We start from the raw sequence: 24,220 nt of genomic DNA, 5'->3' as shown, positions 1-24,220 counted from the left end.
TCAGCCGTCCGCCGGCTCGGCGTGCGGCGCCTGCCGCCGGCCGGTTCGCGGTAGGGGCGGCGCGGCGGCCTCGGGGGTGGCCGGTGACCGGCTCGGGTCGTAGCGCTCCATCAGGGCGGCGAGCCGGCGCAGCCCCCGGTGGGCGGCGGTGCGCACGGCGCCGGCCCGGCGGCCGAGCACCCGCCCGGCGGTCTCGGCGTCCAGCCCGACGACCGCGCGGAGCAGGACGGCCTCGGCCTCGCGGGGCGGCAGGGTGCCGATCAGCGCGAGCGCCGCCTCGGTGCCGATCGTCTCGCCGGCCCGTTCGGCGGTGTCGGCGTCGCCGGCCAGCTCGGCGAGCGCCTGCACCGGCACCGGCAGCGAGGGGCGACGGCGTTGCCGGCGCAGGTGGTCCATGGCCCGGTTGCGGGCGATGGTGACGGTCCAGGCCCGGAACTCGCCACCGGTGAAGCTGGGCAGGTCGCGGGAGATCTGCAACCAGGTCTCCGAGGCGACGTCCTCGGCGTCCGCGCCGACCAGGGCGGTCAGGTACCGGAGCAGGCCGGGCTGGAGGCTGCGGTAGAGGAAGCGGAAGGCGTCCTCGTCGCCGGCCTGGGCCGCCACGACGGCCTCGTTCAGCTCACCCGCCATGAGGTCGCCGCTTCCGCCCCGTGGACACGCGCCGGCGGCGCACGCCGACCTGGGCGTGCGCGAGGCAAGCACGGTCCGGCAAACGGACCTGATCCCGCACCCTCAGCCCCCCGCTGACCTGATCACGACCGGGACCGCGTCGCCCGGATGGTACGTCTGGACTCCTGCCGTGGCGGCACGGCCGGTGGCGCAGGTGCCGCGGCGACGCCGTGGGGCGGGCCCGAGTCGGGCTAACGCTAGGAGCGCCGGGTCGATCGGGCAAGCCCGCCCCGGTGGGCAGAAGAGTGAGAATTATCTAGCCGTTCGGACGGCCCGTCGCCGTAACGACGCGGGGGCCCGGGACGCTGCACCCCCTCGCCGGGCGCGGGCAGCGGCGCATTCGGCCAGCCCACGGCGGACCTGGGGGGAATGTCGTCACACACGGTCCACGGGCGCTCACAGCCTATCCGAGGCGGGCCGGGTGCCGCTGCCCCCGCCGGGCGGGCGGCGCGGGTCGGGCCGGCGGCACGCGGCGCGCCGATCCCCGCCGCTCTGGGTACGGTAATGCTGTGTTGTCATCGGAGGTCGTACTCAGCGGTCGCTACCGCCTGGACGAGCGTGTCGCCACGGGCGGCATGGGCGACGTCTGGCGGGGCAAGGACCTCGTCCTCGGCCGCCAGGTCGCGGTCAAGGTCCTGCTGCCGGCGCTGGTCTCCGACCCCGACTTCATCGCCCGCTTCCGTGCCGAGGCGCGGATCATGGCCGCCCTGCGCCACCCGGGCATCGTCCAGGTCTTCGACAGCGGTGAGGACGACCTGCCCGACGGCGGGCGGGCCGACTACCTGGTCATGGAGTTCGTGACCGGTCAGCCGCTGTCCAAGCGGATCGAGGCCGCCGGGCGTCTCGACGTGGCCGAGACGATGGCGATCGTCGCGCAGGTCGCGCAGGCGCTGCACGCCGCGCACCTCGGCGGGATCGTGCACCGCGACGTCAAGCCGAGCAACCTGCTGGTGCAGGAGGACGGCAGCGTCGTGCTGGTCGACTTCGGCGTCGCCCGGTCGACCAACATCACCAGCATCACCAGCACGAACGCCGTGCCGGGCACCGCGCTCTACATGGCGCCGGAACAGGCCGCCGGCCGGCCGGTGTCCGGCGCGACCGACATCTACGCCCTCGGTGCCGTGGCCTACTGCTGCCTCAGCGGCAGCCCGCCGTTCACCGGCGACAACCCGCTCCAGGTCGCCGTGCGCCACCTCGACGACGAGCCGCCGGAGTTGCCGCACGACGTTCCGGAGGCGGTCCGCGCGCTGGTCTCCCGCGCCCTGGCCAAGGATCCGGCCGACCGGTTCAGCAGCGCGGCGGCGATGGCCGAGGCGGCCCGCGCCGCCGTGTCCGACCCCTCCGCGCCGACCGCCATGGTGCCCGCCGCCGCGGCGGCGGGCGGCGTCGACCCGGGCACCCGCACCGACGTGCCGGTGGCCGCGACCGCCGCCCGCCGGAGGCGACGCGGCACCCTGGTCGGCGCGGCGGCGGCGGTGCTGGTGGCGCTGGCCGGGCTCGGCGCGGCGCTCGGCATGACCAGCGAGGCCGACGCACCGGCGGTCAAGGTTCCGCAGGCGACCACCCCGGCCGCGGAGCCGAGCGGCGGCGCCGAGGCGCCGGCGGACCAGGAGGACGCCCCCGTCGACCCCGGCCGGCCGTTCCGGCCCACCGGCTCCACCTCCAGCCCCTCGCCGTCGGCCACCGCGCCGCCGGTCACTCCCCAGCCGAGCGGGTCAGCGGCTCCGGAGTCGCCGGATCCCACCAAGACCGACGATCCCCCGGCAGCGACGCCCAGCAACCCCGCCCCGACGCAGACCACCCCACCGGCGCCGGAGCCGACCGAGACGCAGACCACCACCCCGGTCGACCCGGCCAATCCGCCGGTGGTCTGACGCCCGGCGCCGGCCCCTCCGGGTGCCGCAGCGCGGTGGTCCCGTTCCACAGGCTCCGGCGGACGGTCGCTCGGCGAGGTCGCGGTCACCCGACTCGGGCCGCGCGGGGTCCCGACGGCCGTCAGAGGTCGCCCCGCGTGATCCGGTGGTGACGCTTCGGTCACCCCACGGGCACCGATAATCCCAAACCGGACTTACGGGCACACAAATCGCCCTAGGCTCCCGAGCAGGTCCTTTCCGCCGTCGGCCTCGGGAGCCCGGGTGAGCGTTGAGAAGTTGGTCGTGATCGGCCAGGGGTACGTCGGCCTGCCGCTGGCCATGCGGGCCGTCGAGGCCGGCCTGGACGTGGTCGGCCTCGACGTCGACTCCGACCGGGTCAAGCGGCTCGCGTCGGGCGAGTCGTTCGTCGAGGACATCCCCGCCGACCGGCTGGGCCGGGCGCTGGGCAGCGGCCGGTACCGGCCGAGCACGGCGTACACCGACGCGGAGGGCTTCGACATCTGCGTGATCACGGTGCCCACACCGCTGCGCGACGGCACGCCCGACCTCAGCTTCGTGGAGCAGGCCGGCGTCGGCATCGGCCCGTACGTGCGGCCGGGCTGCACCGTGATCCTGGAGTCCACCACCTATCCCGGCACCACCGAGGAGCTGCTGCGCCCGTTGCTGGAGTCGGCCAGCGGGCTGCGCAGCCCGGGCGACTTCCACCTGGGCTACAGCCCCGAGCGGATCGACCCGGGCAACCGGACCTGGCGCCTGGAGAACACCCCGAAGGTGGTCTCCGGGGTGGACGCGGTCGCGCTCGCCCGGGTGGACGGGTTCTACCGTCGGCTCGTGGAACGGACCGTGCCGGTGGACTCCACCCGGGTGGCGGAGCTGACCAAGCTGATCGAGAACACCTTCCGCCAGGTCAACATCGCCCTGATCAACGAGCTGACGATGCTCTCCCACCACCTCGACATCGACGTCTGGCAGGCGATCGAGGCGGCGGAGACCAAGCCGTTCGGCTTCATGCCGTTCCGGCCCGGCCCGGGGGTCGGCGGGCACTGCCTGCCGATCGACCCGTGCTACCTGTCCTGGCAGGTCAAGCGGCGCCTCGGGCGGCAGTTCCGGTTCATCGAGCTGGCGAACGACGTCAACCACGAGATGCCCGAGCACGTGGCCCAACGGATCATGAACGGGCTGAACCGGACCGGCCGCGCCGTCAGCGGGGCCCGGCTGCTGCTGCTCGGGCTGGCGTACAAGAAGAACACCGGTGACATGCGGGACTCCCCCGCCGTCGACGTCGCCCGGCGGCTGCAGGCCCTCGGCGCGGACGTCCGGGCGGTGGAGCCGTACGCGGAGCCGCACCAGATCCCGGGCGGCGTGCTCGTGGTGGAGCTGACCGAGCGGGAGGTCCACGCGGCGGACGCGGTGGTGGTGGTCACCGACCACGACGACTTCGACTACGACCTGGTGACCCGGCACGCCCGGTACGTCTTCGACACCCGCAACCGGTGTGCCGGCCCGGTGGTGGAACGCCTGTAGACCCGGCACCGCTGGCCGGTCCCGTCACCTCGACGGGCGACGGGACCGGCCGGCGGATGTCACTGGTCGCCGAGCGCCTCGACCACCGGCCGGGACAGCGCCCGGCGGGCCGGCAGCACCGAGGCGACCAGGGCGGCCACGACCGCGACCCCGAGGATCAGCGCCAGCTGCCCCACCGGCAGCACCACGGCGAAGTCGCCGCTGATCCGGGCCAGCAGGGCCATCGCGGCGGCGCTGACGCCGGTGCCGAGTCCGACTCCGAGCAGCGCGCCGACCAGCGCCATCAGCACCGCCTCGACGGCCAGCATGGCGCGCATGCGCCCCCGGGTCAGGCCGACCGCCCGCAGCACGGCGTTCTCCCGGGTCCGCTCCACCACCGACAGGCTCAGCGTGTTCGCGACCCCGACCAGCGCGATCACCACGGCCAGGCCCAGCAGCGCGGTGACGAGGGCGAGCAGCATGTCGACCGTGGCGGTGAGCATCTTCTTGTACGCGCCCTGGTCCATCAGGTTGGCCGTCGGATACCGGGCGACCACCGCCTCGATGGCGGCCCGGGCCCGGTCGGCGGAGACCCCGTCGGCGGGGTCGATCTCGGCCAGGTAGCCCCGCTCGTCGGGGAAGAGGGTGGCGAAGTCGGCGTCCACCACGTCGATCACGTGGCCGTCGGGGACGGTGCTGCCGGCGAGCGCCGGTCCGTCGGCGGTGACGACCGCGGCCACCCGCAACGACCGGCCGCGCACGGTGACGGTGGAGCCGGTCGTCCAGCCCCGGGCCTCGGCCAGCTCCCGGTGCACCAGCACCCACCCGGGTCCCAGCCGGTCGACGTCGCCCGCCACGACGCCCGTCAGCGTCCGGGCCACCAGGGCGGGGTGCGCGGCCTGGATCTGCACGCCGGCGGCGACGGCGCCGCGCTGCTCGTGCACGACCGCCAGCTCGGGTCGGGCGCGCAGTTCGGCCGCGAGCGGCGCCGGCAGGTCCCCGCCGATCCCGGTGACCAGCCAGTCGACGCCGATCTCCGCGTCCACGCTGCGCTCGATGCCGTCCTTGGTGCTGCGGGCGCCGACCACGAAGGCCGACACCAGTCCGATCCCGATCACCAGGGCCGTGGCGGTCGCGGCGATCCGGCGCGGGTTGCGCACGGCGTTCGCCACGGCCAGGCCGGCGGTGGCCCCGAACAGCCTGCGGGCCGGCCACCCCAGCACCCGGACCAGCGCCGGCACGAGCACCGGGCCGAAGAGCACGATGCCGAAGAAGGCGAGCACGCCGCCGGCTGCCACGAGCACCACCTGGACGGCGTACGCGGCACCGACCAGCGCGGCGATCCCGGCGGCGAAGACCAACGCCCCGGCGGTCAGCCGGAGCCGGCCGGCGCCCCGGGCGGGCTGGACCGCCGCGTCGGTGAGCGCGGCGACCGGGGCGATCCGGGTGCCCCGCCACGCGGGCAGCAGGGCGGCGCCCATCGTGATCGCCGTGCCCAGGAGCAGGCTGACCAGCACGGTCGACCCGGTGACGGTGAGCCCGCCGGAGGTCGGCGCGTCGAGCCGCGCCAGCACCTGGTTCATGCCGCCGGCCACGGCCACGCCGATCAGCACGCCGGCCGCGGAGGCGACCAGCCCGACCAGCGCGGCCTCCAGCAGCGCGGCACGGAACAGCTGGCCCCGGGTCGCGCCGACCAGCCGCAGCAGCGCCGTCCGACGGGTCCGCTGGGCCAGCACGATCGCGAAGGTGTTGGCGATGACGAAGCCGGCGACCACGACGGCGACCCCGGCGAAGGTCAGCAGTGCCATGTTGAACTGCTGCAGGTCGCGGACCGCGTCGGTCACGGCGTCGTCGAGGATGCGCTGCCGGGTCTTGACGGTCGCGCCGGCGCCGGCGGCCTCGGCGGCCCGCTCGGCGAGCGCCGCCTCGGCCGCGCCCGGCCGGGCGGCCACCATGATGCGGTCGTAGCCCCGCTGGCCGGTCACGGCGAGGGCGTCCGCGCCGACCAGGCCGATGAACGGACCGCCGACGTCGCGGGCGGTGCCGGCCACGTCGACCGTGCCGACCAGGGTGTACGGGCGGGCCGCTCCCCCGCCGCCGCCGACGCGTACGGAAGCGCCCAGGGCGAAGCCCTCCTCGTCGGCGGTCGCGGCGTCCAGCACGACCTCGCCCGGGCGGTCGGGCAGCCGGCCGGTCGCCACGTCGTACGAGCGCAGCGCCTCGTCGACGGGGATGGCGGCGAGGACGGCGTAGCCGAGCACGGGGCGGCCGTCGGCGCCGACGACGCCGCCGGAGCCGAGCAGTTCCCCCTCGGCGGCGGCGACCCCGTCGAGGGAGCGCACCTTCTCGACCAGGGCGGCCGGCAACGGGTCGTCGGTGGTGGAGTGGACGGCGAGGTCGGTGTGCCTGTCGAACGCCCCGGCCCGCTCGTACGCCCCGGCCCGCATCCCGTCGACGAAGATCAGCGTGCCGGCGATGAACGCGACGCCGAGCACGACGGCCAGGGAGGAGAGCATCAGGCGCAGTGCCTCGGCACGGAGTTGGCGCAGGGTCGTGCGGATCACCGGGTCACCGCCTCGCGGCCGGCGGCCGGTACGCGCGCCGGGTCGAGGCCGGCGAGCGCGTCGAGCACGCGCTCGGCGGTCGGCGCGGTGAGGTCCCGTACCGGTCGGCCGTCGGCGAGGAAGACCACCCGGTCGGCGTGCCCGGCGGCCGACGGGTCGTGGGTCACCATGATCACCGTCTGGCCGAGGGTGTCGACGGCCTCGCGGAGCAGGCGCAGCACCTCGGCGCCGGAGCGCGAGTCCAGGTTGCCGGTCGGCTCGTCGGCGAAGATGACCCACGGCTTGGTGATCAGTGCGCGGGCGACCGCCACCCGCTGCTGCTGGCCGCCGGAGAGTTCGGCGGGACGGTGGCGCAGCCGGTCGGCGAGCCCCACCGCCGCGACGACCTGGCGCAGCCAGGCCGGTTCCGGCCGCCGGCCGGCGATCGCCAGGGGCAGCACGATGTTCTCCTCGGCGGTCAGCGCCGGCAGCAGGTTGAACTTCTGGAACACGAAGCCGACGCGGTCGCGGCGCAGCAGGGTGAGCCGCTTGTCGTCGAGGCCGGCGAGGTCGGCGTCGCCGATGCGCACGCTGCCGGAGGTGGGCCGGTCCAGGCCGGCGAGGCAGTGCATGAGGGTGGACTTGCCGGAGCCGGAGGGGCCCATGATGGCGGTGAACCGGCCGGCGGCGAAGTCGACGTCGACCCCGTCGAGGGCGACGACGGCGGCCTGGCCGGAGCCGTACCGCTTGGACAGGCCGCGGGCGGTGACCGCGACGCCGGCGGTGGCGTGCGCGGGAGGTGCGACGGACACGTGGAGCTCCCCGTGGAGATCGTGGCTGGGACGTCTCCGACGCTATGGACGCCGCCGGTGCGACCGCGTCCACCCGCGCGTGGTGATCCCGCTGCGACCTGGGGAGCCCCTGACGGGGTGGGCCCGTACGACCTGGGTCGTAGACCGGCTCAGCCGCCGGGGGTGACCAGCCCCGTCTCGTACGCCAGCACCACGGCCTGCACCCGGTCGCGGAGCTGGAGCTTGGCGAGGATCCGCCCGACGTGCGTCTTCACGGTGGCCTCCGCGACGTGCACCCGGGCGGCGATCTCCGCGTTGGAGAGCCCCTGCGCCACCAGCAGGAGGATCTCCCGCTCGCGTTCGGTGAGCTGGCCGATCCGGGGGTCCTCGGCGGGCCCCGGGCCGAGCCGGCCGGCGAACCGGTCGAGCAGCCGCCGGGTGATGGACGGGGCGACCACCGAGTCGCCCTGGGCGACCACCCGGATGGCCGCCAGCAGCTCCTCCGGCGGGACGTTCTTGAGCAGGAAGCCGCTGGCGCCCGCCTGGAGCGCGGCGAAGGCGTCCGCCTCGGTGTCGAAGGTGGTGAGCACCAGCACCCGGGGCGATCCGGCGGGACGGTCCCGGCAGATCCGGCGGGTCGCCTCCACCCCGTCCATGGTCGGCATCCGGACGTCCATCACCACGACGTCGGCCTCGACGCGGGCCAGCAGCCGCAGGGCGTCGGCGCCGTCGATCGCCTCGCCGACGACCGCCAGGTCCGGCTGGGAGTCCAGCACCATCCGGAAGCCGGCGCGGACGAGCGCCTGGTCGTCCACGATCACCACGCGGACCGTCATGCCGCCGTCACCTCCGTCGTCGGGGACGTCGACGGTAGCGGTAGCCGCGCCTCGACCTGCCAGCCCCCGGCGAGTCGCGGCCCCGCGGTGAGGCTGCCGTCGTACACGCCGACCCGCTCGCGCATGCCGACCAGGCCGTGCCCGCCGGACGGCGCCGGGCTGACCGGCGGCCGGCCGCGTCCGTCGTCGACCACCCGGACCAGCACGGCGCCTTCGGCGTGCGTGACGGTGACCTCGACGTCGGCGCCGACCCCGGCGTGCTTCAACGCGTTGGTGAGCCCCTCCTGCACCACCCGGTAGACGGTGAGTTCCAGCCCGGGCGGCATCGGCGCCGGCTCGCCGGAGACCGCGTGCCGGGTCCGGAGGCCGGCGGCGCGGAACCGGTCGAGCAGGGCGGGCAGCTCCACCAGCGCCAACCGGCGGTGCGCCGGGTCGGCGCTCGCCCCGGCGTCGTCGGGCGCACCCGCCGCGCCGGGCCCGGCCTCCGCGTCCGGCGCGTCGGGCTCCCGCAGTACACCGACCAGCCGGCGCATCTCCTCCAGCGCCTGCCGGCCGGTGTCGGCGACCACCTTCACCGCCTGGCGGGCGGTCTCCGGGTCCCGGTCGAGCATGAACCGCGCCCCGTCGGCCTGCACGATCATCACCGCCATGCTGTGCGCCACCACGTCGTGCAGCTCGCGGGCGATGCGGGTGCGCTCCCCGGCGACCGCGGCGCGAGCCTCCGCCTCGCGTTCCCGTTCCAGGGTGGCGGCCCGCTCCTCGAGGCTGAGCACGTAGAACCGCCGGGTGCGGACGTTCAACGCGACCAGCCAGACGGCCCCGGTGACCAGGCCGTAGTAGATCGCCGTCGCCCACCAGGAGATGACGCCCTGGGTCTGGAGGCCGGCCAGCACCACCCCGACGGCCGCGCCGATCCCGGCGAGGACCCCGTCGCGGAGCCGGTCGGCGTACTTGACCACGCTGTAGAGGGCGATCAGCACGGCGACGTCGAAGGCCAGCGGCCCCCACCCGGCGACCACCTGCACCAGCGCGAGCGCCGCCACGACCACCGCGACCGCCGACGGGTGGGTCCGGCGGAACAGCAGCGCCACCGCCATCGCGGCCCCGACCAGGGTGGCCATGCCACCGCCGGGCTGGTTCGCCAGGCCGGCGAGGCCCAGCAGCGCCACCGTGGCGGAGACGAAGGCGTCGAAGGCGACGCCGCGCAGGGGGCGGCCGAGGATCGTGCGGTTCACGGTCACCCAGCGTACGTGCCGCAGGTCAGGGGGTCACTCCGCCCCGAGCCCGGGCCAACCGCCCGCTCAGGCCAGCAGCTCGCGCATCCGGTCGATCTCGACGGTCTGCTCGGTGGCTACGGAGTTGGCGAACTCCGACAGGGTCAGGTCGGCGCCGACCTTGAGCAGATCCGTGGCCATCTGGACCGCGCCCTGGTGGTGCTCGGTCATCATCCGCACGAAGAGCCGGTCGAACTCGGCGCCCCGCGCCGCCGCGAGCTGCCGGATGGCCTCGGGCGTCTGCATGCCCCGCATGCCGCCGTGGTCGTGCCCGGCCACGTCGGTGGAGAGCCCGCGAGCCTGCAACCAGCCCCGCATCAGGCCGATCTCCGGGCCCTGGCTGGCCCGGATCCGCTCGGCGAGGGCGCGCAGGGCCGGGTCGCCGGCGCGGTCGCCGGCCAACTCCGCCATCTCCAGCGCCTGGGCGTGGTGCGGGATCATCATCCGGACGAACCAGACGTCCATCGAATTGTGCCGGGCCGTGGTGACGTCGCGCATCTCCTCGGCGGGCCGGACGGCGGCGGTCTCGCCGGGCCGACCGGGAACGATCACCGCGGGACGGCTCGGGCCGGCCGGGGCGGACGTCGGGGCGGCAGCCTGTCCCGCCGGCGCCGTGGTCGGGCCGCCGGCGGAACGGGACAGGGCGACGACCACCACCGCCAACAGACACGCGGATATGACGACGGCCAGGGTCCGCGCGCGACGGTTGGTCATGGGCCACTCCCCCCGGTAGAGGTCATGGCGATGCTATCCATCGACGGACGACCTTTCATGTGATCTGCATCACATCGATGGAACTCTTCGGACTGTAAGGTGTCCACAATCGCCATCCCCTTGCGAAGGACGTCGCCGATGACCAGTTTCCGCACCTTGCGGGCCAGGCGGCTCACCACCGTGAGCCTGGCCGCGGCCGGTCTACTCCTCGCCAGCGTCGCCACCGCCGCACCGGGAAGTGCCGGCGTGGCCACGCGGTCGGCCCCCTCGGGCACGGTGGGCGCCACCAACACCATCCCGGGCGTCGACGAGATCGTCAGCAGCCCCAACCTCCGGCAGGTCGCCAACCTGCCCAAGCAGGCGCCGCTGGACGCCACCAACAGCGACCTCGCCTTCCAGGGCCGCTACGCCTTCGCCGGCAACTACAACGGCTTCGTCGTCTACGACATCTCCCGACCGACCGCGCCGACGGTGGTGTCGCAGGTGTACTGCCCCGGGTCGCAGAACGACATCTCCGTCCACGGCGACCTGCTGTTCCTCTCCACCGACTCCTCCCGCAGCGACGACTCCTGCAACAGCACCAGCGCGCCGGCGACGGAGAAGGCGTCCTGGGAGGGCATCAAGGTCTTCGACATCAGCGACAAGGCCAACCCCCGCTACGTCAAGGCGGTGGAGACGGCCTGCGGGTCGCACACCCACACCCTCGTGCCGGGCAAGGACCGCAAGACCGTCTACCTGTACGTCTCCTCGTACAGCCCGCGGGCGGAGTTTCCCGACTGCCAGCCCCCGCACGACTCCATCTCCATCGTCAAGGTGCCGGTGAAGTCCCCCACGGACGCGGCGGTGGTGGCCGCCCCGAACCTCTTCCCGGACGGCGGCTACGAGGGCCGGCCCGGCGGTTCGGCGACCACCGGCTGCCACGACATCACCGCCTACCCGGAGAAGGATCTCGCCGCGGGCGCGTGCATGGGTGACGGCATCCTGATGGACATCTCGAACCGGGAGGCCCCCCGGCTGATCAACCGGGTCCGGGACACCGTCAACTTCGCGTTCTGGCACTCGGCCACGTTCAACAACGCCGGCACCAAGGTGGTCTTCACCGACGAGCTGGGCGGCGGCGGCGCGGCCACCTGCACCGAGGCCATCGGACCGGAGCGGGGCGCCGACGCCATCTACGACATCACCGGTCGCGGTGACGCCCGGACGATGGTCTTCCGCAGCTACTACAAGATCCCCCGGATCAACGCCGACACCGAGAACTGCGTGGCGCACAACGGCTCGCTCATCCCGGTGCTCGGGCGCGACATCATGGTCCAGGCGTGGTACCAGGGCGGCATCTCCGTCTGGGACTTCACCGACTCGGCCAACCCCAAGGAGATCGCGTTCTGGGAGCGGGGCCCGATCTCGGCCGACCGGCTCGTCGGCGGCGGCACCTGGTCCGCGTACTACTACAACGGCTACATCTACTCCAACGACATGACCAAGGGCCTCGACGTGCTGAAGCTGACCGACTGGCGCACCTGGTCGGCCAACCTCGTGCGGTACCGCGAGCTGAACGTGCAGACCCAGCCCAGCTACCTGAGCTGGTAGCCGCACACGCGCCGACGGGCCCGACCCCGCGGGGGTCGGGCCCGTTGGTGTCCACGGCGGACGGCGGTCAGCCGGCCGGCGGGTACGGGTCGTTCTGGTAGGTGTACTCCGTCTCGATCTTGCCGTCGGACGTGTGCACGACGAGCTGGCTCGGCTCGTTGCCGTGCGCCGCCCGGCGCCCCGCCTCGACGGCGAGCTGCTTGGTGTCGAACGTGCCGACGACCTGATTGCCCTGCTCGACCTTCCAGCCGCCACCGTTCGGCACGACGTGGTATTGATTGCGCTTCATGTCAGTCACCCGCCTCTCGGTCAGGCTTCCGGGATACCCGGGCCCCGGAAGCGGAAAACCCTCCTCGGTGGACAAGCCTCCGTCGCCGCCGTCGGCACCTGCGGGTGAGCGCCGGTCACCCGGCCGGGATCCGGTCGAGCTGCGCGCGGATCGCCTCGGGCGTCAGCGCGGGCCGGCCGCCCGGATGGCCGACGGTGGCACCGGCCGCCGCGACCGCGTACCGCGCGACCCGCTCCCGGGGCTCACCGCGCAGCACGCCGAGGGTCAGCGCGGCGACGAAGGCGTCCCCGGCGCCGGTGTCGTCCACGGTGGGCGTCTCGCTCAGCGGCACGAACAGCTCGCCGTCCGGCCAGACGAACGCGTTGCCCTCCCCGGCCACCTCGACGGCCAGCATCGACGGGCCGCGACGCAGCAGCGCACGCCCGGCGGCGAGCCCCGCCCCGGCGTCCCGCGGCGCGTCGCCGGTGATCAGCTCGACCTCCTGCGCGTCGGCACGCAGCACGTCGGCGACGGCGAGCAGCGCGTCGACGTCGGCCGCGTCGGTCGGCGCACCGTCGAGCACGACCAGCCGGCCGGCCTCCCGGGCGGTCCGGGCCGCGGCCAGGGCGGCCCCCGCCGGCTGCTGGAGTTGCACCAGTACGGCCCGCGCGGCCCGCAGCGCGGATGCCGCCCCGGCGACGTCGTCGGCGGTGAGCAGGGTGGCCTCCGGAAGGTCCTCAAGGTAACGCCAGTCGGCGTCGGCGTCGACCACGTCGACGATGAGCCCGGTCGGGGTGCCGGGCCGGCGCCGTACCCACCGGACGTCGATGCCGTCGGCCCGCACCAGCGCCAGCAGCCGCTCCCCCACCTCGTCGTCGCCGACCACCCCGAGCAGACCGACGGCGGCGCCGAGCTGCGCCAGCCCGACGGCCTGGTTGGCCCCCTTGCCGCCGAGCAGCTCGCGCCGCCGCCGTACCGGTGCGCTCCCGCCGGCCCTCGGCACCTCGTCCACCAGCAGCACGAGGTCCCGCGCCACCTGCCCGACCACCATCACGTCCAGTCCCGCCATGCCCGCACCACTACCCGCGAGCGCCCGGGTTGATCCGCGCCGCGCGCGGGGCGTGTCCGGTCGCGAGGTGCGCCCCGGCCGACGCCGCGAGGGGTGCGTGCCGACCGGTCACCCAGGCAGCGGTGCCTCGTCGCCCCGGGTGCGACGCGGCCCGACCAGCCGGCGCACCACCGGGGCGGCGTTCCACCTCGCCGCGCCCGCCAGGTCGCGGGCGTGCTCCAGCAGGGTGTAGTCGGGCCGGGCCCGGCCGTCGGCGATGGCCCGGTCCAGGTCGTTGCCGCACCGGGTCAGCACCGTGTCGAAGTCGCGGCGCACCGGTTCGAGCAGGTGGTAGCCGAACGAGCGGTGCAGCCGGGCGAAGAACGGCTTGTAGAGCCGGGCCCGCTCGTGCAGCCCCGAGGAGTACGACATCGGGTTCTTCGGCCGCCGCCGGACGTAGTCGGGCAGCAGGTCGGCGAAGGCCCGCCGGACGATCCACTTCTCCTGCCCCTCGCGCATCTTCAACCCGATCGGCAGCCGCATCGCCAGCTCGACCAGGCTCAGGTCCAGAAACGGCACGCGGGCCTCCACCCCGTGCCCCATGCTGGCCCGGTCGACGCGCTGCAACTCCGTACGGCAGAGATTGCGGATCTTGTGCAGGAAGAGCCGGCGGGACGCCTCGGGGCCGACCTCGTGGTACATCGGGTAGCCGCCGAACAGCTCGTCGGAGCCGTCGCCGGTGAGCACCACCTTCACGCCCAGCTCGCGCAGCCGGCGGAACAGCGGCACGGTGACCACCGCGTTGATGATGTCGCCGTACTCGGTCAGCTCGGACATCCGGATGGTCTCCCGGATGTCGGCCAGCCGGATGTCGCGCGGCCGCACCTCGACCACCTCGTGCGGCACCCCCAGGTCCTCAGCGAGCCGCCGCGCGTACGCGACGTCGGGGCTGTCGGGCACCCCGACCGTGACGGCGACGCAGTCGGGGTGCATCTCGCGCACGTGCAGCAGGGCCAACGAGCTGTCCAGCCCGCCGGAGAGCACCACCCCCACGGTGAGGTCGGTGTCCACCCGCATCCGGATGCTGTCGGTGAGGGCGGCACGGACGAGCAGGGCGGCCTCGTCCGGGTCGTCCACCACCGGCAGCCCTTCACCGAGGGTCAGCAGGTCGACGTACGCGCGCAGCCGGACCGGCCCGTCGGGCTCGGCCCAGCCGTGGTGCCCGGGCGGCACCTCGGCGATCGGGGCGCGGTGCCCGACCAGCGCCTTGACCTCGCTGGCGACGTGCAGGCAGCCGGGCGTCCGCGCCCAGTACAACGGCTTGACGCCGAGCGGGTCCCGGACCAGGTAGGCCCGGCCGGTGGCCCGTTCCACGACGGCGAAGGCGTACTCGCCGCGCAGCCGGGTCACCATCCCCTCGCCCCACTGCAGGAACGCGGCAAGCACCACCTCGGTGTCGCCGACGCTGCGGAAGTGGTGCCCCAGCCGGACCAGTTCCGCGCGCAGCTCCGAGTGGTTGAAGACCTCGCCGTTGTAGCAGAGCAGCCACCGCTCGTCGGCGGAGGCCCACGGCTGCACGGCGCGTTCCCGGTCCACGATCGGCAGCCGGCGGGTGCCGGTGAGCAGGCCGTTCTCGTAGCGGGTCTCGGTGACCTCGCCGCGGGGGGCGAGGGTGGCGAGCATCCGCCGGAAGATCGTCGGATCGGCCTCGGGGCCGAGGCTCAACGCGATGCCGCACATCGGGTCAGACCCCCATCTCGGCTTCGTACGCCCGGCGCAGCCGCCGCCGCGCCGCCGGTGCGAGGCACAGGTGCCACGCCTGCCCCTCGTCGACCACGTTGACCTCGCCGGCGCGCTGCCGGGCCAGCAACAGCTCGGCCAGGGTGTCCCGCGTGCCGAAGCGGTCGAACCACTCCATCTCGACGTCGACCGCCCAGCCGAGGCAGTGCCCGCTGGGCATCATGGCGGCGTATCCGAGTCGGCGCAGCCGGTGCTGGTGCTCGGCGCTGCGGACGAGGCTGGTCACCCACAGCGGCGGCGTGGCGGGCGGGGTGCTGGCGGCGAACTGCCGGGCGACGTCGTTGAGCAGCGCCACCATCTCGCGCCGGGCCCGACGGAACCGCAGTCCGGCGGTGCGCGGCGTGGCGTCGGGCCGCAGCCGGCGCCGCACCGCCCGTATCCCGCGGCGGAGCAGCGTCCGCGGCTGCTCGGTGTAGCGGAAGCGCAGCAGGTCCCGCCGGCGCAGCCACTCCAGGTCCACCAGCTCGGGGCTGGCGTCGACCTGGGCGTCGGTGAGGAAGGTGGGGGCGTCGCGCCACCACATCACGTCGACGCGGGAGAGCAGGTAGATCCGGACCAGCGCGGTGAGGTCGGCGGCGGAGCTGCGCGCGTTGGGCTGGTAGCGGGCCATCTCCAGCAGCAGCGTCTCGCGGGCGCCGACGAGCCCCTGCGGGGTGGCGTCGAGCACGGCGGCGATCGCGGGCTCGCGCAGTCGGTCGTCGATCAGCACCTGCCGGGCGGCGGTGCAGGACGCGCCGGCCAGGGCGCCGACCTCGACCAGCAGCTCGGCCACGGCCGTCCGGTAGGCGTCGAGGTCCGGCGCGGCGGACCGCGGCGGGGTGGCGAACGCGCGCCGCCGGGCCGGGGCGGCGGGGGTGACGGAGGAACCGGGCTGCTGTCCCGGGCTTCGGCTGGGCACTCGCATGGTCGGGTCCTCTCTCCCGTCACAACATCACTGTGCATCGCCCTGCACACACCGTAATCGGACCGGGAGGGATGAGTCCGAACAATCCTCCTATCTACTCCTTCGGGATGTCCGAGGTCACCGCCGCGCACGAAGGGTCACGGTGGGGACGCCCCGCTCAACCGCTGCACCTCGCCGTACGAGGGCGGTTCCGCGCGCGGCGCGGCGCCGGACCGGACGGCGTCCAGGGCGTCCAGGGCGGCGCCCAGCGCGGCCCGGAACAGCAGCGAGCCCGTGCTCACCCGGGCCACGCCGAGCGCCCGCAACTCGTCGAGGGTGGGCCCGCCCGGCCGGTGCAGCACGTTCAGCGGCGCGTCGATCCCCCCGACGAGCGCGGCGACGGTGGCGGCGTCCGGCGCCCCGGGCACGAAGATCCCGTCCGCTCCGGCGGCCAGGTAGGCGCGGGCCCGGCGCAGGGCCTCCGGCAGGGGATCGGGCGTGCCGAGCCACCACGGGTCGGTGCGGGCGTTGACGAACAGGTCGGGCACCGCGGCCTTGATGGCGGCCACCTTCGCCGCCGCCAGCTCGGGCGGGTCGAGGGTGCCGTCCGCCCGGCCGTCCTCGACGTTGACCCCCACCACCCCGAGCGCGGCCAGCTCCGCCGCCAGCCCGGCGACGACCGCCGGGTCGTCGGCGTACCCCGCCTCCACGTCGACGGTCACCAGAACCGGCAGCGGGCGCAACGCCCGGGCCAGGCGGAGGTTCTCCGCCCGGGTGGCGGCGGCCGCATCCGGCACGCCCGCGGCGGCGGCGACCCCCAGGCTGGTGGTGCCGACCGCCGGGTAACCGCGCGCCGCGAACGCGGCGGCGCTGGCGTGGTCCCAGGCGTTGGGCAGCAGCAGCGGCCGGGCGGCGCGGTGCAGGGCGTGGAAGGCGGCACAGCGCGCGTTCATCGGGGTTCCACCTCGATCATGGTCGGGCCCGTGGGGCCGGCGACGGTCGTCTCCCCGCGACGGTAGGACCGGAACCCTTCGGCGCCCGCCGAAACGTCGGCTGCCGGCGCGCGCGGTGCCGTCGCGGTCGGACCACGGGACCGCTCCACGGATCGTCGCGACCTGCCGACGTCAGCCACACAGTCACCTACGGTGACGGCAAGAGCCGGCCGGCCATCATGCCTCCGGCTCCTTTGCTCTGCATCCACATACGCCACAGCTACTGAGGGTCAACGAATCTTGCGCCCTAGGTCATCGCATCCTCCCCGAATCTCCAGTTCAGCGCGGTGGTGCGTCGAGGAATGCAGAGCAAAGGGCGCAGCGGGCACCGAGCGGGCGGGACGCCGGCAGTAACACTGAGTGATTTCCTCGCCCGTCACGAACGGTAGCGAGGGCAGCGATCAACTTCCTCGCCGTCCCTCCAAGGGAGGAGGCCCGAGTGTCCCGTCCGCGTTGAGTTGGCACCGTCCGGTATGACTTGGCACGAGGTTGGCACTGTCCGGGTTGAGGTGGCACGTCCGGTACGGTGCTGTCCGGTCTCAGCGAGGTTAGCGGGTTCTCGGCGAGTTGACAGGCTTCCCGATGAGTGTGCGTGTATTTGGTCTCGACCGGCAGTCAGCTGTGTGCCGATCGGGCACTACGGCGCGGCGACTGTTGCGGCAATGGCCGCGTACTTGCGGTCCGGGCGGTCCGGGGACTGCTGCTGCAAGCGCTGAAGTTCGGTGAAACCAGCCTTTGCCAGGCGGGCAGAGAATGTGTCTACGGGCCAGCGGTATGCCGTGTGGACCTTGTGGTCGAACGCGGCCACATCGTCGTCGCTGTCGAAGAAGCCGATCACCAGGTTCCCGGAAGGAGGCAGCATCCGGCGGAACTCGGCGAGTACCGCATCCAGCTCCGATGGCGGTAGGTGGATGGTCGAGTACCAGGAGAGGATGCCGGCCACCGAGTGGTCGGGAAGGTCCAGGTCCGTCATTGATCCGAGCTGGAACGCCGGCCCGGGAAAGTGGGTCCGGGCGTAGCCGATGAACTCAGGTACCAAGTCGACGCCGGTCACGTTGGCGCCGAGCGAATGCAGGTAGGCGCTCCAATGCCCGGGGCCGCAACCGAGATCGAGCACGGCGCCGTCCAAGCCGACGAGGTGGTCTCGGACAAGGGCCGTGTCATCCACGTGGGCCTGCCAGTCACCATCGAACAGGGCGATGTACTGCTCGGACATGTGCGAGTAGGCGTCGCGGACCGGCTGGTTGCTCACGGCGCCACTCTAAAGTCTGCCCGCGTTCCGCCCCGAACCCAGTACGCGTCCGGGTTGAGGTGGCACGTCCGGTACGGTGCCGGGTGCTGCGCGCGGTGCCGGGCCTGGGTGGGCCGCTGACGGCTGAGTTCGAGGTCGGCTACGTCGGCGCCGAGGGATCGGAGGTCCGCACCTCCTTGATCGACTCGGCGGGGGTGCTGTTCGAGCTGGTCAAGCCGGTACGCGGCTTTCCGTCGTACAAGCGGCAGCGCAACTTCCCGGGCTTGTGGTGGTCGTCGACGACCGGCGCTCACGTCGGGTACGAGTCGTGGCTGGAGCGCGATCACCTGATGCTGCTCGACTTCGACCCGGCGGTGGCCGGGATCGCGTCGCAGCCGTTCTGGCTGTTCTGGGACGACGAGGCTTCCGGCCGGCGCCGTTCGCACGCGCCGGACTACTTCGCCCGGCTGGCCGACGGGCGGGGCCTGGTGGTGGACTGCCGACCAGTCGACCGGATCAAGCCGCGTGACGCCGCGGCGTTCGCCGTGACTGGCCGGGCGTGTGAGCTGGTCGGATGGGAGTATCGGCTGGTCGGCGCGCCGGAGCTGGTGATGGTGCGCAATGTGCGCTGGCTGGCCGGTTACCGGCATCCGCGGTACCGGCTGCCGGCGGTGGGCGCGGCGTTGCGGGAGGTGTTCGCCGAGCCCGCGCAGTTGATGGACGGTGCTGGCGCGGCGGGTGAGCCGATCGCGGTCCTGCCGGTGTTGTTCCACCTGCTGTGGTGCGGTGAGCTGGCCTGTGACCTCGGGGTACGGCTGCACGAGGCGACCATCGTGACCACGGCCGGGGCCTGCTGATGGGCGCGGGCAAGTTGCCGGTGCTGCGTGTCGGGGAGTGGGTGCGTTTCGACGGCGACGAGCACCAGGTGGTGGCGCTGGCCGGCACGTCGGTGCGGCTGCGCTCGCGGGGTGGGGTTGCGCAGGTGGTGCTGCTGGCGTTCCTGCTCGCCGCCGCGGACTTCGAGCTGCTCGACGAGCAGCAGGCGGTGCCGGCGGTGGAACCGCTGGGGCTGCTGGAGACCCTGCCGCACGAGGTGCTCGAGCGGGCCCGGCGCTGGGAGCGGCACCTCGTCGAGGTGGTCACCGGCCGGGCACCGGAAGCGCCGGAGGGCGCCGGGCCGCGGCCGGGTTACGACCCGGCGGCGAGCACGCTGAAGGACCGCGACGCGGCCAAGGCCGTCGAGCTGAGCGCCGCCGGGCAGCCGACCTCGGCGCGGACGGTGACGCGGATGCGGCTGCGCTACGCCGAGCAGGGCCTGTGGGGGCTGGTCGACCAGCGATACACCCGCGGCAGCGACCCGGTCGGCCGGGCCGACGAGCGGCTGGTCACGGCGATCCGCGCCGAACTGGACGCGCAGACGCACGCCTCGACGGGCACCCGCGGGCGCCTGATGCGACGGGTGCGCACCGCGCTGGACGCCGAGCACGGGCCCGGGGTGGTGCCGATTCCGGGTCGCAGCGCGTTCTACGAGCTGGTCGGCGTGCTGGCCGGCGGGCGGCACTCGTTCGGCGCGGCGACCACGCGCCGGTCCCTGGCCAACCGGCCGGTTGCGCCGTTCACCCCGACGTTCGCCACCCGGCCCGGTGAGCTGGTGCAGATCGACTCCACGCCGCTGGACGTGATGGTGCTGCTGGACTCCGGCGTTCCCGGCCGCCCCGAGCTGACGATGGTCGTCGACGTGGCCACCCGCACCATCGCCGCGGCGGTGCTGCGCCCGGCCGGCACCAAGGCCGTCGACGCCGCGTTGCTCCTGGCCCGCACGCTGGTCCCTGAGCCGATGCGGCCCGGCTGGTCGGCCGCGCTGCGCATGTCCGCCTCCCGGCTGCCGCACACGCGGCTGCTCGACATCGACGCCCGGCTGGAGACCGCCGCGGCCAAGCCGGTGATCGTCCCGGAGACGATCGTCATCGACCACGGCCGGGTGTTCGTCTCCGAGGTGTTCACCCGCGCTTGCGACCGGCTGGGCATCTCTATCCAGCCGGCCCGCAAGGGCACCCCGACCGACAAGCCGCTGGTCGAGCGGCAGTTCTCCTCTATCGCCAGCCTGTTCTGCCAGCACGTCGCCGGCTACACCGGCGGCAACGTCACCCGCCGCGGCGACCGGATCACCGACGAGCCGCTCTGGAGCCTGCCCGAGCTGCAAGACCTGCTCGACGAGTGGATCGTCGCCGGGTGGCAGCACCGGCCCCATGACGGGCTCCGCGACCCGCACGCGCCGCGCCGGGCGTTCAGCCCGAACGACGCCTACGCCGCGATGGTCGCCGTGTCCGGCTACCTGCCCCTGACGCTGTCCGGGACCGACTACCTGGAGCTGCTGCCGGTGCACTGGCGCCACGTCAACGAGTACGGCATCACCATCGACCACCGCACCTACGACGACGCCCTGCCCCACAGCGAACGCTCCACCGTCGCTGAGCAGGGCGGGCGCTGGGAAGTGCACTACGACCCCTACGACCTGTCCCACGTCTATGTCCGCACCCCGGCCGGCTGGATCACCGCGGCCTGGACGCACCTGCCGATGGTCAGCGCGCCGTTCGCCGACTTCACCTGGCGCCACGCCCGCCGGATGGCCGCCGCCCGCGGCCTGCCCGACGACAACGAGACCGAGGTCGCCCGGGTCCTCGACGAGCTGCTCACCCGCGCCGGCAACGGGCCGCCGAACAAGGCCACGGCCCGCGTCGCGGCCCGCACCCGGGCGGCACGCCGCCGGGTGCTGCCCGAGGCGCAGGTCATCGACCTGCCCACGCCCGCACCCGCACCCGGCGCCGGGCCGGCGCCGGTGGAGCCGTTCGGGCTGTTCGACGTCGACGCCGAAGCCGAGCGCTGGCTATGACCCGGCGCAGGGCCACAGTCCCGGCTCCCGTCTCGGTGCGCCTCCGCCGCAAACGTCCCTTCCGATTGAGAGGCAAAGGCCCCGCCCCGATGGAGCACCTGAGCCAGCCCGACCAGGCCAAGCAGGTCCTGGCCGACGAGCCGTTGACCACCAAGGAGGGCTGGGCGCGGTTCGTGGACCGCCGGCCCACCCCGCCGGCCGCCGGCGACGGGACCGACACCGACGACGCGCGCATCGACTACCTGTCCGAGCTGGTCATGGTCAACACCCCGGTCGTTGCCGAGGTCGTGGCGACGGCACGGCGCTTGGTGCTGCTCAACCGCCGCCAGCTGTCCGCACGCCGCGGGCTGATCGTCACCGGCGTCCCGGGCACCGGCAAGACCACCGCAATCACCGCGCTGGGCCGCACCCACGAAGTCGCGGTGCGTCGCCGGCACCCGCACGAGAAGAACCGGCTGCCGGTCGTCTACGTCACCGTCCCGCCCGCGGCCACACCCCGGATGCTGGCCGTCGAGTTCGCCCGCTTCTTCGGTCTGCCGCTGGGCCGCCGGGCCAACATCACCGACGTGACCAACGCCGTCTGCGCGACCGCCGCTCACGTCGGTGTCGAGCTGGTCCTGGTCGACGAGGTGCACAACCTCAACCTCGCCACCCGCGCCGGGGCCGAGGTGTCCGACCAGCTCAAATACTTCGCCGAGCGGCTGCCCGCCACGTTCATCTACGCCGGCGTCAACGTCGAACGCGTCGTCCTGTTCGCCGGCCCCCGAGGTCAGCAGCTCGCCAGCCGGTTCACCACCATCCCCACCACCGCGTTCGCCTACGGCACCGCCGACCAACGCGCCGCCTGGCACGCCCTGGTCGCCAGCCTGGAAGCCACTCTGCCGCTGCGCGCCCACCAGCCCGGAACGCTCGCCGCGCTGGACGAGTACCTGCACCGGCGCACCGCCGGCATGATCGGCAGCCTGTCGCACCTGGTCCGCGGCGCCGCCATCGACGCCATCCTCAACGGCACCGAACACCTGACCCGCGCCCACCTCGACCGGGTCCGCCTCGACCACGCCGCCGAGGCATACGCCGCGACCCACCCCAGCCCCGCACCGGCGCCACGGGCGCCGGCCGCCACGACCGCATGATCCGAAGGTTGCCGATCACGGTTCGGCCTGCCCAGCAGGAAACCGTCACCTCCTACGTCCGGCGCCTCGCCGCACTGCACTCCATCGGCTACCGAGACCTCTGGCAGCACCTCAGCGCTTCGGTGCCCTACGGCGGCACCAGCAAGCGCCGCCAGCTCATCGTCGCGCAGCGGCTCGTCGCCGCGACCGGCCACCAACTCGCCGCGCTCGCGCACGCGATGCCCGAACTGCGTGGCCCCGCCCCGCGCTGGCGGGAGTTGCGTCACCTTCCCCAACGGGCCTGCCCCGTCTGCATCGCACGGCACCCGGGCGGGCCGGTCGTCCGGTTCTTCGCCCACCACGAGTTCGTCTGCACCCGCCACGGCTACTGGATCGGCCCGCCGGTCCCCACCATCCCGGACCTGCGTCCTCGACAGCTCGCGCGGCTGGTCCCCGAACTCGTCACCGCGCAGCGACGGCACACCCGGCTGCTGCGCCGCCGAGGCTGGCGGCACGTCTTCAACGCGTTCGACGTCTCCATCGCCGTCTGCGTCGACCGGCGGTTTCAGCAACGTATCGACGTTCCCGGACGCCGCAGTTGGCAGGAACGCATCGACCTGCTCATCCCTACCCGCACCCGGTTCAACACCTCGGTGTTCCTCGCCGCGTTCTACCCCGAGATCGTCAACCTTGCGCGGCTGTTCTGCTCGCCTACGTGGCGGGCCGTTGCCCGCCGGGCGCTGACCTCCGCGGAGCACCGGCTCACCATCACCGCCGACATCAGCCGGCAGATCGGACCTGAGCCCGTCCCCCATAACTGGCCCGTCACCCAGGAGTGGACCGGGTACGAAACGGACCGTTGGCTGCGGGCGATGGCCGGCCTGCCGGATGCCGTCGTGCCCAACCGCACGTTCCCGCAGACCCGCCGGGTCACCTTCGACGGCGTCCCGGTCAACCACGCCACCTCCGACGAGACCCTCGCCAAGAAAGCCAACAAGGAGTTCAACAAGCACCGCCATGTTCCGAGCTGGGCGCTACCGAACTACGCCGACCGGCCCACCAACCACGACCTGCCGCTCGACTACCAACCCGAGCCCGAACACCACCCACGCCTCAGCCTGTCGCAGCTGCTGGACGCACTCATCGCCCACAGTGCCAAGTAGATCCGGACGACTAACCTGATCTTGTCCGCGCGGACCTGGCACAACCGCAGCTCAGGCACCGACACCAGTGCCACTTTCCGCCGGACGGGACACCGAGCCGTTCCGAGAGACCGCGAACTGTCTCGGAGACGAGGTCTGAGGGCGTCGAACGGGGCGGCCGAGGCGCAGCCCGGTCAGGCGCAGCCCGGTCCGGCACGACCCCGTCAGGCGCAGCCCGCTCAGCGCAGCCCGCTCAGGCGCGCCCGCTGCCGCCGTCCGGCGCGGTCGCGGGCCGCGCGAGATCGACCGGGGCGAGACCGAGTGCGGCGGCCAGCGCTGGAGCACCGTCCCGGGTCAGCCGGACCTCCCGTCCGCCGCCGCGGGTCAGCCAGCCCGCCTCGAAGAAGCGGGCGCACAGCGCCGCGCCCAACGCGCCGGCCAGGTGCGGCCGACGCTCCGTCCAGTCCAGGCAGTCGCGCACCAGGGGACGGCGGGCGGCCCGCAGCGGCGCGATCGGCACCCCCAGCTCAGCCAACCAGCCGCGCCCGGCCGAGGTGAGCGCCGACCCGCCGGCGCCATCGAGCAGACCGCGCGCGAGCAGCCTGTCGCGCAGCAGCACCCCGAGGTGCCCGGCCAGGTGGTCGTAGCAGGTGCGGGCGTACGCCAGGGCGGCGCCGGCACGGGCGGCGCGCAGCGAACGGGCCGGCTCGGACCGCCCGGGCGCGTAGCCGGCCAGATCCTCGACCAACTGGGCCGCCGAGGGGCCGGCGAGCCGGACGTAGCGGTGTCGCCCCTGCCGCTGCTCGACCAACAGCCCGCCCCGGACCAGCCGGGTGAGGTGGTCGCTGGCGGTGGAGGGGGCCACCCCGGCCAGCCTGGCCAGCTCCCCCGCCGTCCACGCCCGGCCGTCGAGCAGCGCCAGGCAGATGCGGGCCCGGGTGTCGTCGGCGAGCAGGGCGGCGAGCCGGGCCAGGGCCCGGCCGTCCGGGGCGGGGATGGTCACGGACCCCATGCTGGCACGGGCACCCTGCGGTGGGCACCGAAGCGTCGGCACGTC

The 24,220-nt window shown here is 74.0% G+C and carries 20 protein-coding genes; 7 read left to right on the top strand and 13 right to left on the bottom strand.

The genetic code is table 11. The features are described 5' to 3' along the window. Positions 1-630, bottom strand: a complete 630-nt coding sequence (locus ACFHW0_RS09805) for an RNA polymerase sigma factor (protein ID WP_416606959.1) — start codon at positions 628-630, stop codon at positions 1-3. A 548-nt stretch (positions 631-1,178) separates the two neighbouring features. Between ACFHW0_RS09805 and ACFHW0_RS09800 the strand changes: the two genes are divergently transcribed. Both ACFHW0_RS09800 and ACFHW0_RS09795 read left to right on the top strand, forming a co-directional pair. Further along, positions 1,179-2,543: a protein kinase domain-containing protein gene (locus ACFHW0_RS09800; protein ID WP_416606958.1), complete on the top strand. Its 1,365-nt coding sequence runs from the start codon at positions 1,179-1,181 to the stop codon at positions 2,541-2,543. Between the two features lie 261 nt (positions 2,544-2,804). Continuing rightward, positions 2,805-4,067, top strand: coding sequence for a nucleotide sugar dehydrogenase (locus tag ACFHW0_RS09795; RefSeq protein ID WP_416606957.1), 1,263 nt, complete (start codon positions 2,805-2,807; stop codon positions 4,065-4,067). Between the two features lie 59 nt (positions 4,068-4,126). On the opposite strand, the gene ACFHW0_RS09790 is transcribed toward ACFHW0_RS09795, so the two are convergent. The 5 genes from ACFHW0_RS09790 to ACFHW0_RS09770 form a co-directional block, all read right to left on the bottom strand. Continuing rightward, a complete protein-coding gene (locus tag ACFHW0_RS09790) occupies positions 4,127-6,610 on the bottom strand; it encodes an ABC transporter permease (protein WP_416606956.1) in 2,484 nt (827 codons plus the stop codon). Then, a complete protein-coding gene (locus ACFHW0_RS09785; protein ID WP_416606955.1) occupies positions 6,607-7,401 on the bottom strand; it encodes an ABC transporter ATP-binding protein in 795 nt (264 codons plus the stop codon). Before ACFHW0_RS09785 ends, ACFHW0_RS09790 begins: the two co-directional genes overlap by 4 nt. A 149-nt stretch (positions 7,402-7,550) precedes the next feature. After that, positions 7,551-8,216, bottom strand: a complete 666-nt coding sequence (locus ACFHW0_RS09780) for a response regulator (protein WP_121398659.1) — start codon at positions 8,214-8,216, stop codon at positions 7,551-7,553. Beyond that, positions 8,213-9,457, bottom strand: coding sequence for a sensor histidine kinase (locus tag ACFHW0_RS09775; RefSeq protein ID WP_416606954.1), 1,245 nt, complete (start codon positions 9,455-9,457; stop codon positions 8,213-8,215). Before ACFHW0_RS09775 ends, ACFHW0_RS09780 begins: the two co-directional genes overlap by 4 nt. Positions 9,458-9,517: 60 nt before the next feature. After that, on the bottom strand, positions 9,518-10,204 hold the full coding sequence (locus ACFHW0_RS09770) for a DUF305 domain-containing protein (RefSeq protein WP_416606953.1): 687 nt from the start codon (positions 10,202-10,204) through the stop codon (positions 9,518-9,520). Positions 10,205-10,342: 138 nt separating this feature from the next. On the opposite strand from ACFHW0_RS09770, the gene ACFHW0_RS09765 reads away from it, so the two are divergent. Then, positions 10,343-11,794, top strand: a complete 1,452-nt coding sequence (locus ACFHW0_RS09765) for an LVIVD repeat-containing protein (RefSeq protein WP_416606952.1) — start codon at positions 10,343-10,345, stop codon at positions 11,792-11,794. A 67-nt stretch (positions 11,795-11,861) separates the two neighbouring features. Here ACFHW0_RS09765 and ACFHW0_RS09760 read toward each other — a convergent pair whose 3' ends face one another. From ACFHW0_RS09760 to ACFHW0_RS09735, 6 genes are all read right to left on the bottom strand, one after another. After that, positions 11,862-12,083, bottom strand: coding sequence for a DUF2188 domain-containing protein (locus ACFHW0_RS09760; protein WP_121398663.1), 222 nt, complete (start codon positions 12,081-12,083; stop codon positions 11,862-11,864). Positions 12,084-12,198: 115 nt separating this feature from the next. Further along, on the bottom strand, positions 12,199-13,131 hold the full coding sequence (locus ACFHW0_RS09755; RefSeq protein WP_416606951.1) for a PfkB family carbohydrate kinase: 933 nt from the start codon (positions 13,129-13,131) through the stop codon (positions 12,199-12,201). Between the two features lie 108 nt (positions 13,132-13,239). Beyond that, complete coding sequence (locus ACFHW0_RS09750) at positions 13,240-14,850, bottom strand: asparagine synthetase B family protein (protein ID WP_416606950.1); 1,611 nt, start codon at positions 14,848-14,850, stop codon at positions 13,240-13,242. 4 nt (positions 14,851-14,854) lie between these two features. Beyond that, positions 14,855-15,814 (bottom strand): DUF5715 family protein, encoded by a 960-nt coding sequence (locus ACFHW0_RS09745; RefSeq protein ID WP_416606949.1) that lies wholly within the window; start codon positions 15,812-15,814, stop codon positions 14,855-14,857. 137 nt (positions 15,815-15,951) lie between these two features. After that, positions 15,952-16,746, bottom strand: a complete 795-nt coding sequence (locus ACFHW0_RS09740; protein WP_416606948.1) for an isocitrate lyase/PEP mutase family protein — start codon at positions 16,744-16,746, stop codon at positions 15,952-15,954. A 676-nt stretch (positions 16,747-17,422) separates the two neighbouring features. After that, positions 17,423-18,001 (bottom strand): class I SAM-dependent methyltransferase, encoded by a 579-nt coding sequence (locus tag ACFHW0_RS09735; RefSeq protein ID WP_077938073.1) that lies wholly within the window; start codon positions 17,999-18,001, stop codon positions 17,423-17,425. 95 nt (positions 18,002-18,096) lie between these two features. Between ACFHW0_RS09735 and ACFHW0_RS09730 the strand changes: the two genes are divergently transcribed. From ACFHW0_RS09730 to ACFHW0_RS09715, 4 genes are all read left to right on the top strand, one after another. Continuing rightward, positions 18,097-18,873, top strand: a complete 777-nt coding sequence (locus ACFHW0_RS09730; RefSeq protein ID WP_416606947.1) for a TnsA-like heteromeric transposase endonuclease subunit — start codon at positions 18,097-18,099, stop codon at positions 18,871-18,873. After that, the gene (locus ACFHW0_RS09725) at positions 18,873-20,909 is read left to right on the top strand and encodes an integrase (RefSeq protein ID WP_416606946.1); all 2,037 of its coding nucleotides are present in this window, start codon (positions 18,873-18,875) and stop codon (positions 20,907-20,909) included. The genes ACFHW0_RS09730 and ACFHW0_RS09725 overlap by 1 nt, the downstream gene beginning before the upstream one ends. An 89-nt stretch (positions 20,910-20,998) precedes the next feature. Continuing rightward, positions 20,999-22,042, top strand: coding sequence for a TniB family NTP-binding protein (locus ACFHW0_RS09720; RefSeq protein WP_416606945.1), 1,044 nt, complete (start codon positions 20,999-21,001; stop codon positions 22,040-22,042). Between the two features lie 8 nt (positions 22,043-22,050). After that, a complete protein-coding gene (locus tag ACFHW0_RS09715; RefSeq protein WP_416606944.1) occupies positions 22,051-23,184 on the top strand; it encodes a TniQ family protein in 1,134 nt (377 codons plus the stop codon). Between the two features lie 232 nt (positions 23,185-23,416). Here ACFHW0_RS09715 and ACFHW0_RS09710 read toward each other — a convergent pair whose 3' ends face one another. After that, positions 23,417-24,160: an ArsR/SmtB family transcription factor gene (locus ACFHW0_RS09710; protein ID WP_416607026.1), complete on the bottom strand. Its 744-nt coding sequence runs from the start codon at positions 24,158-24,160 to the stop codon at positions 23,417-23,419. Between the last annotated feature and the right edge of the window lie 60 nt (positions 24,161-24,220).

This window comes from Micromonospora sp. LOL_025 (assembly GCF_048060285.1).
Classification (GTDB): Bacteria; Actinomycetota; Actinomycetes; order Mycobacteriales; family Micromonosporaceae; genus Micromonospora.
This window is presented reverse-complemented; position numbering and strand designations above follow the sequence as displayed.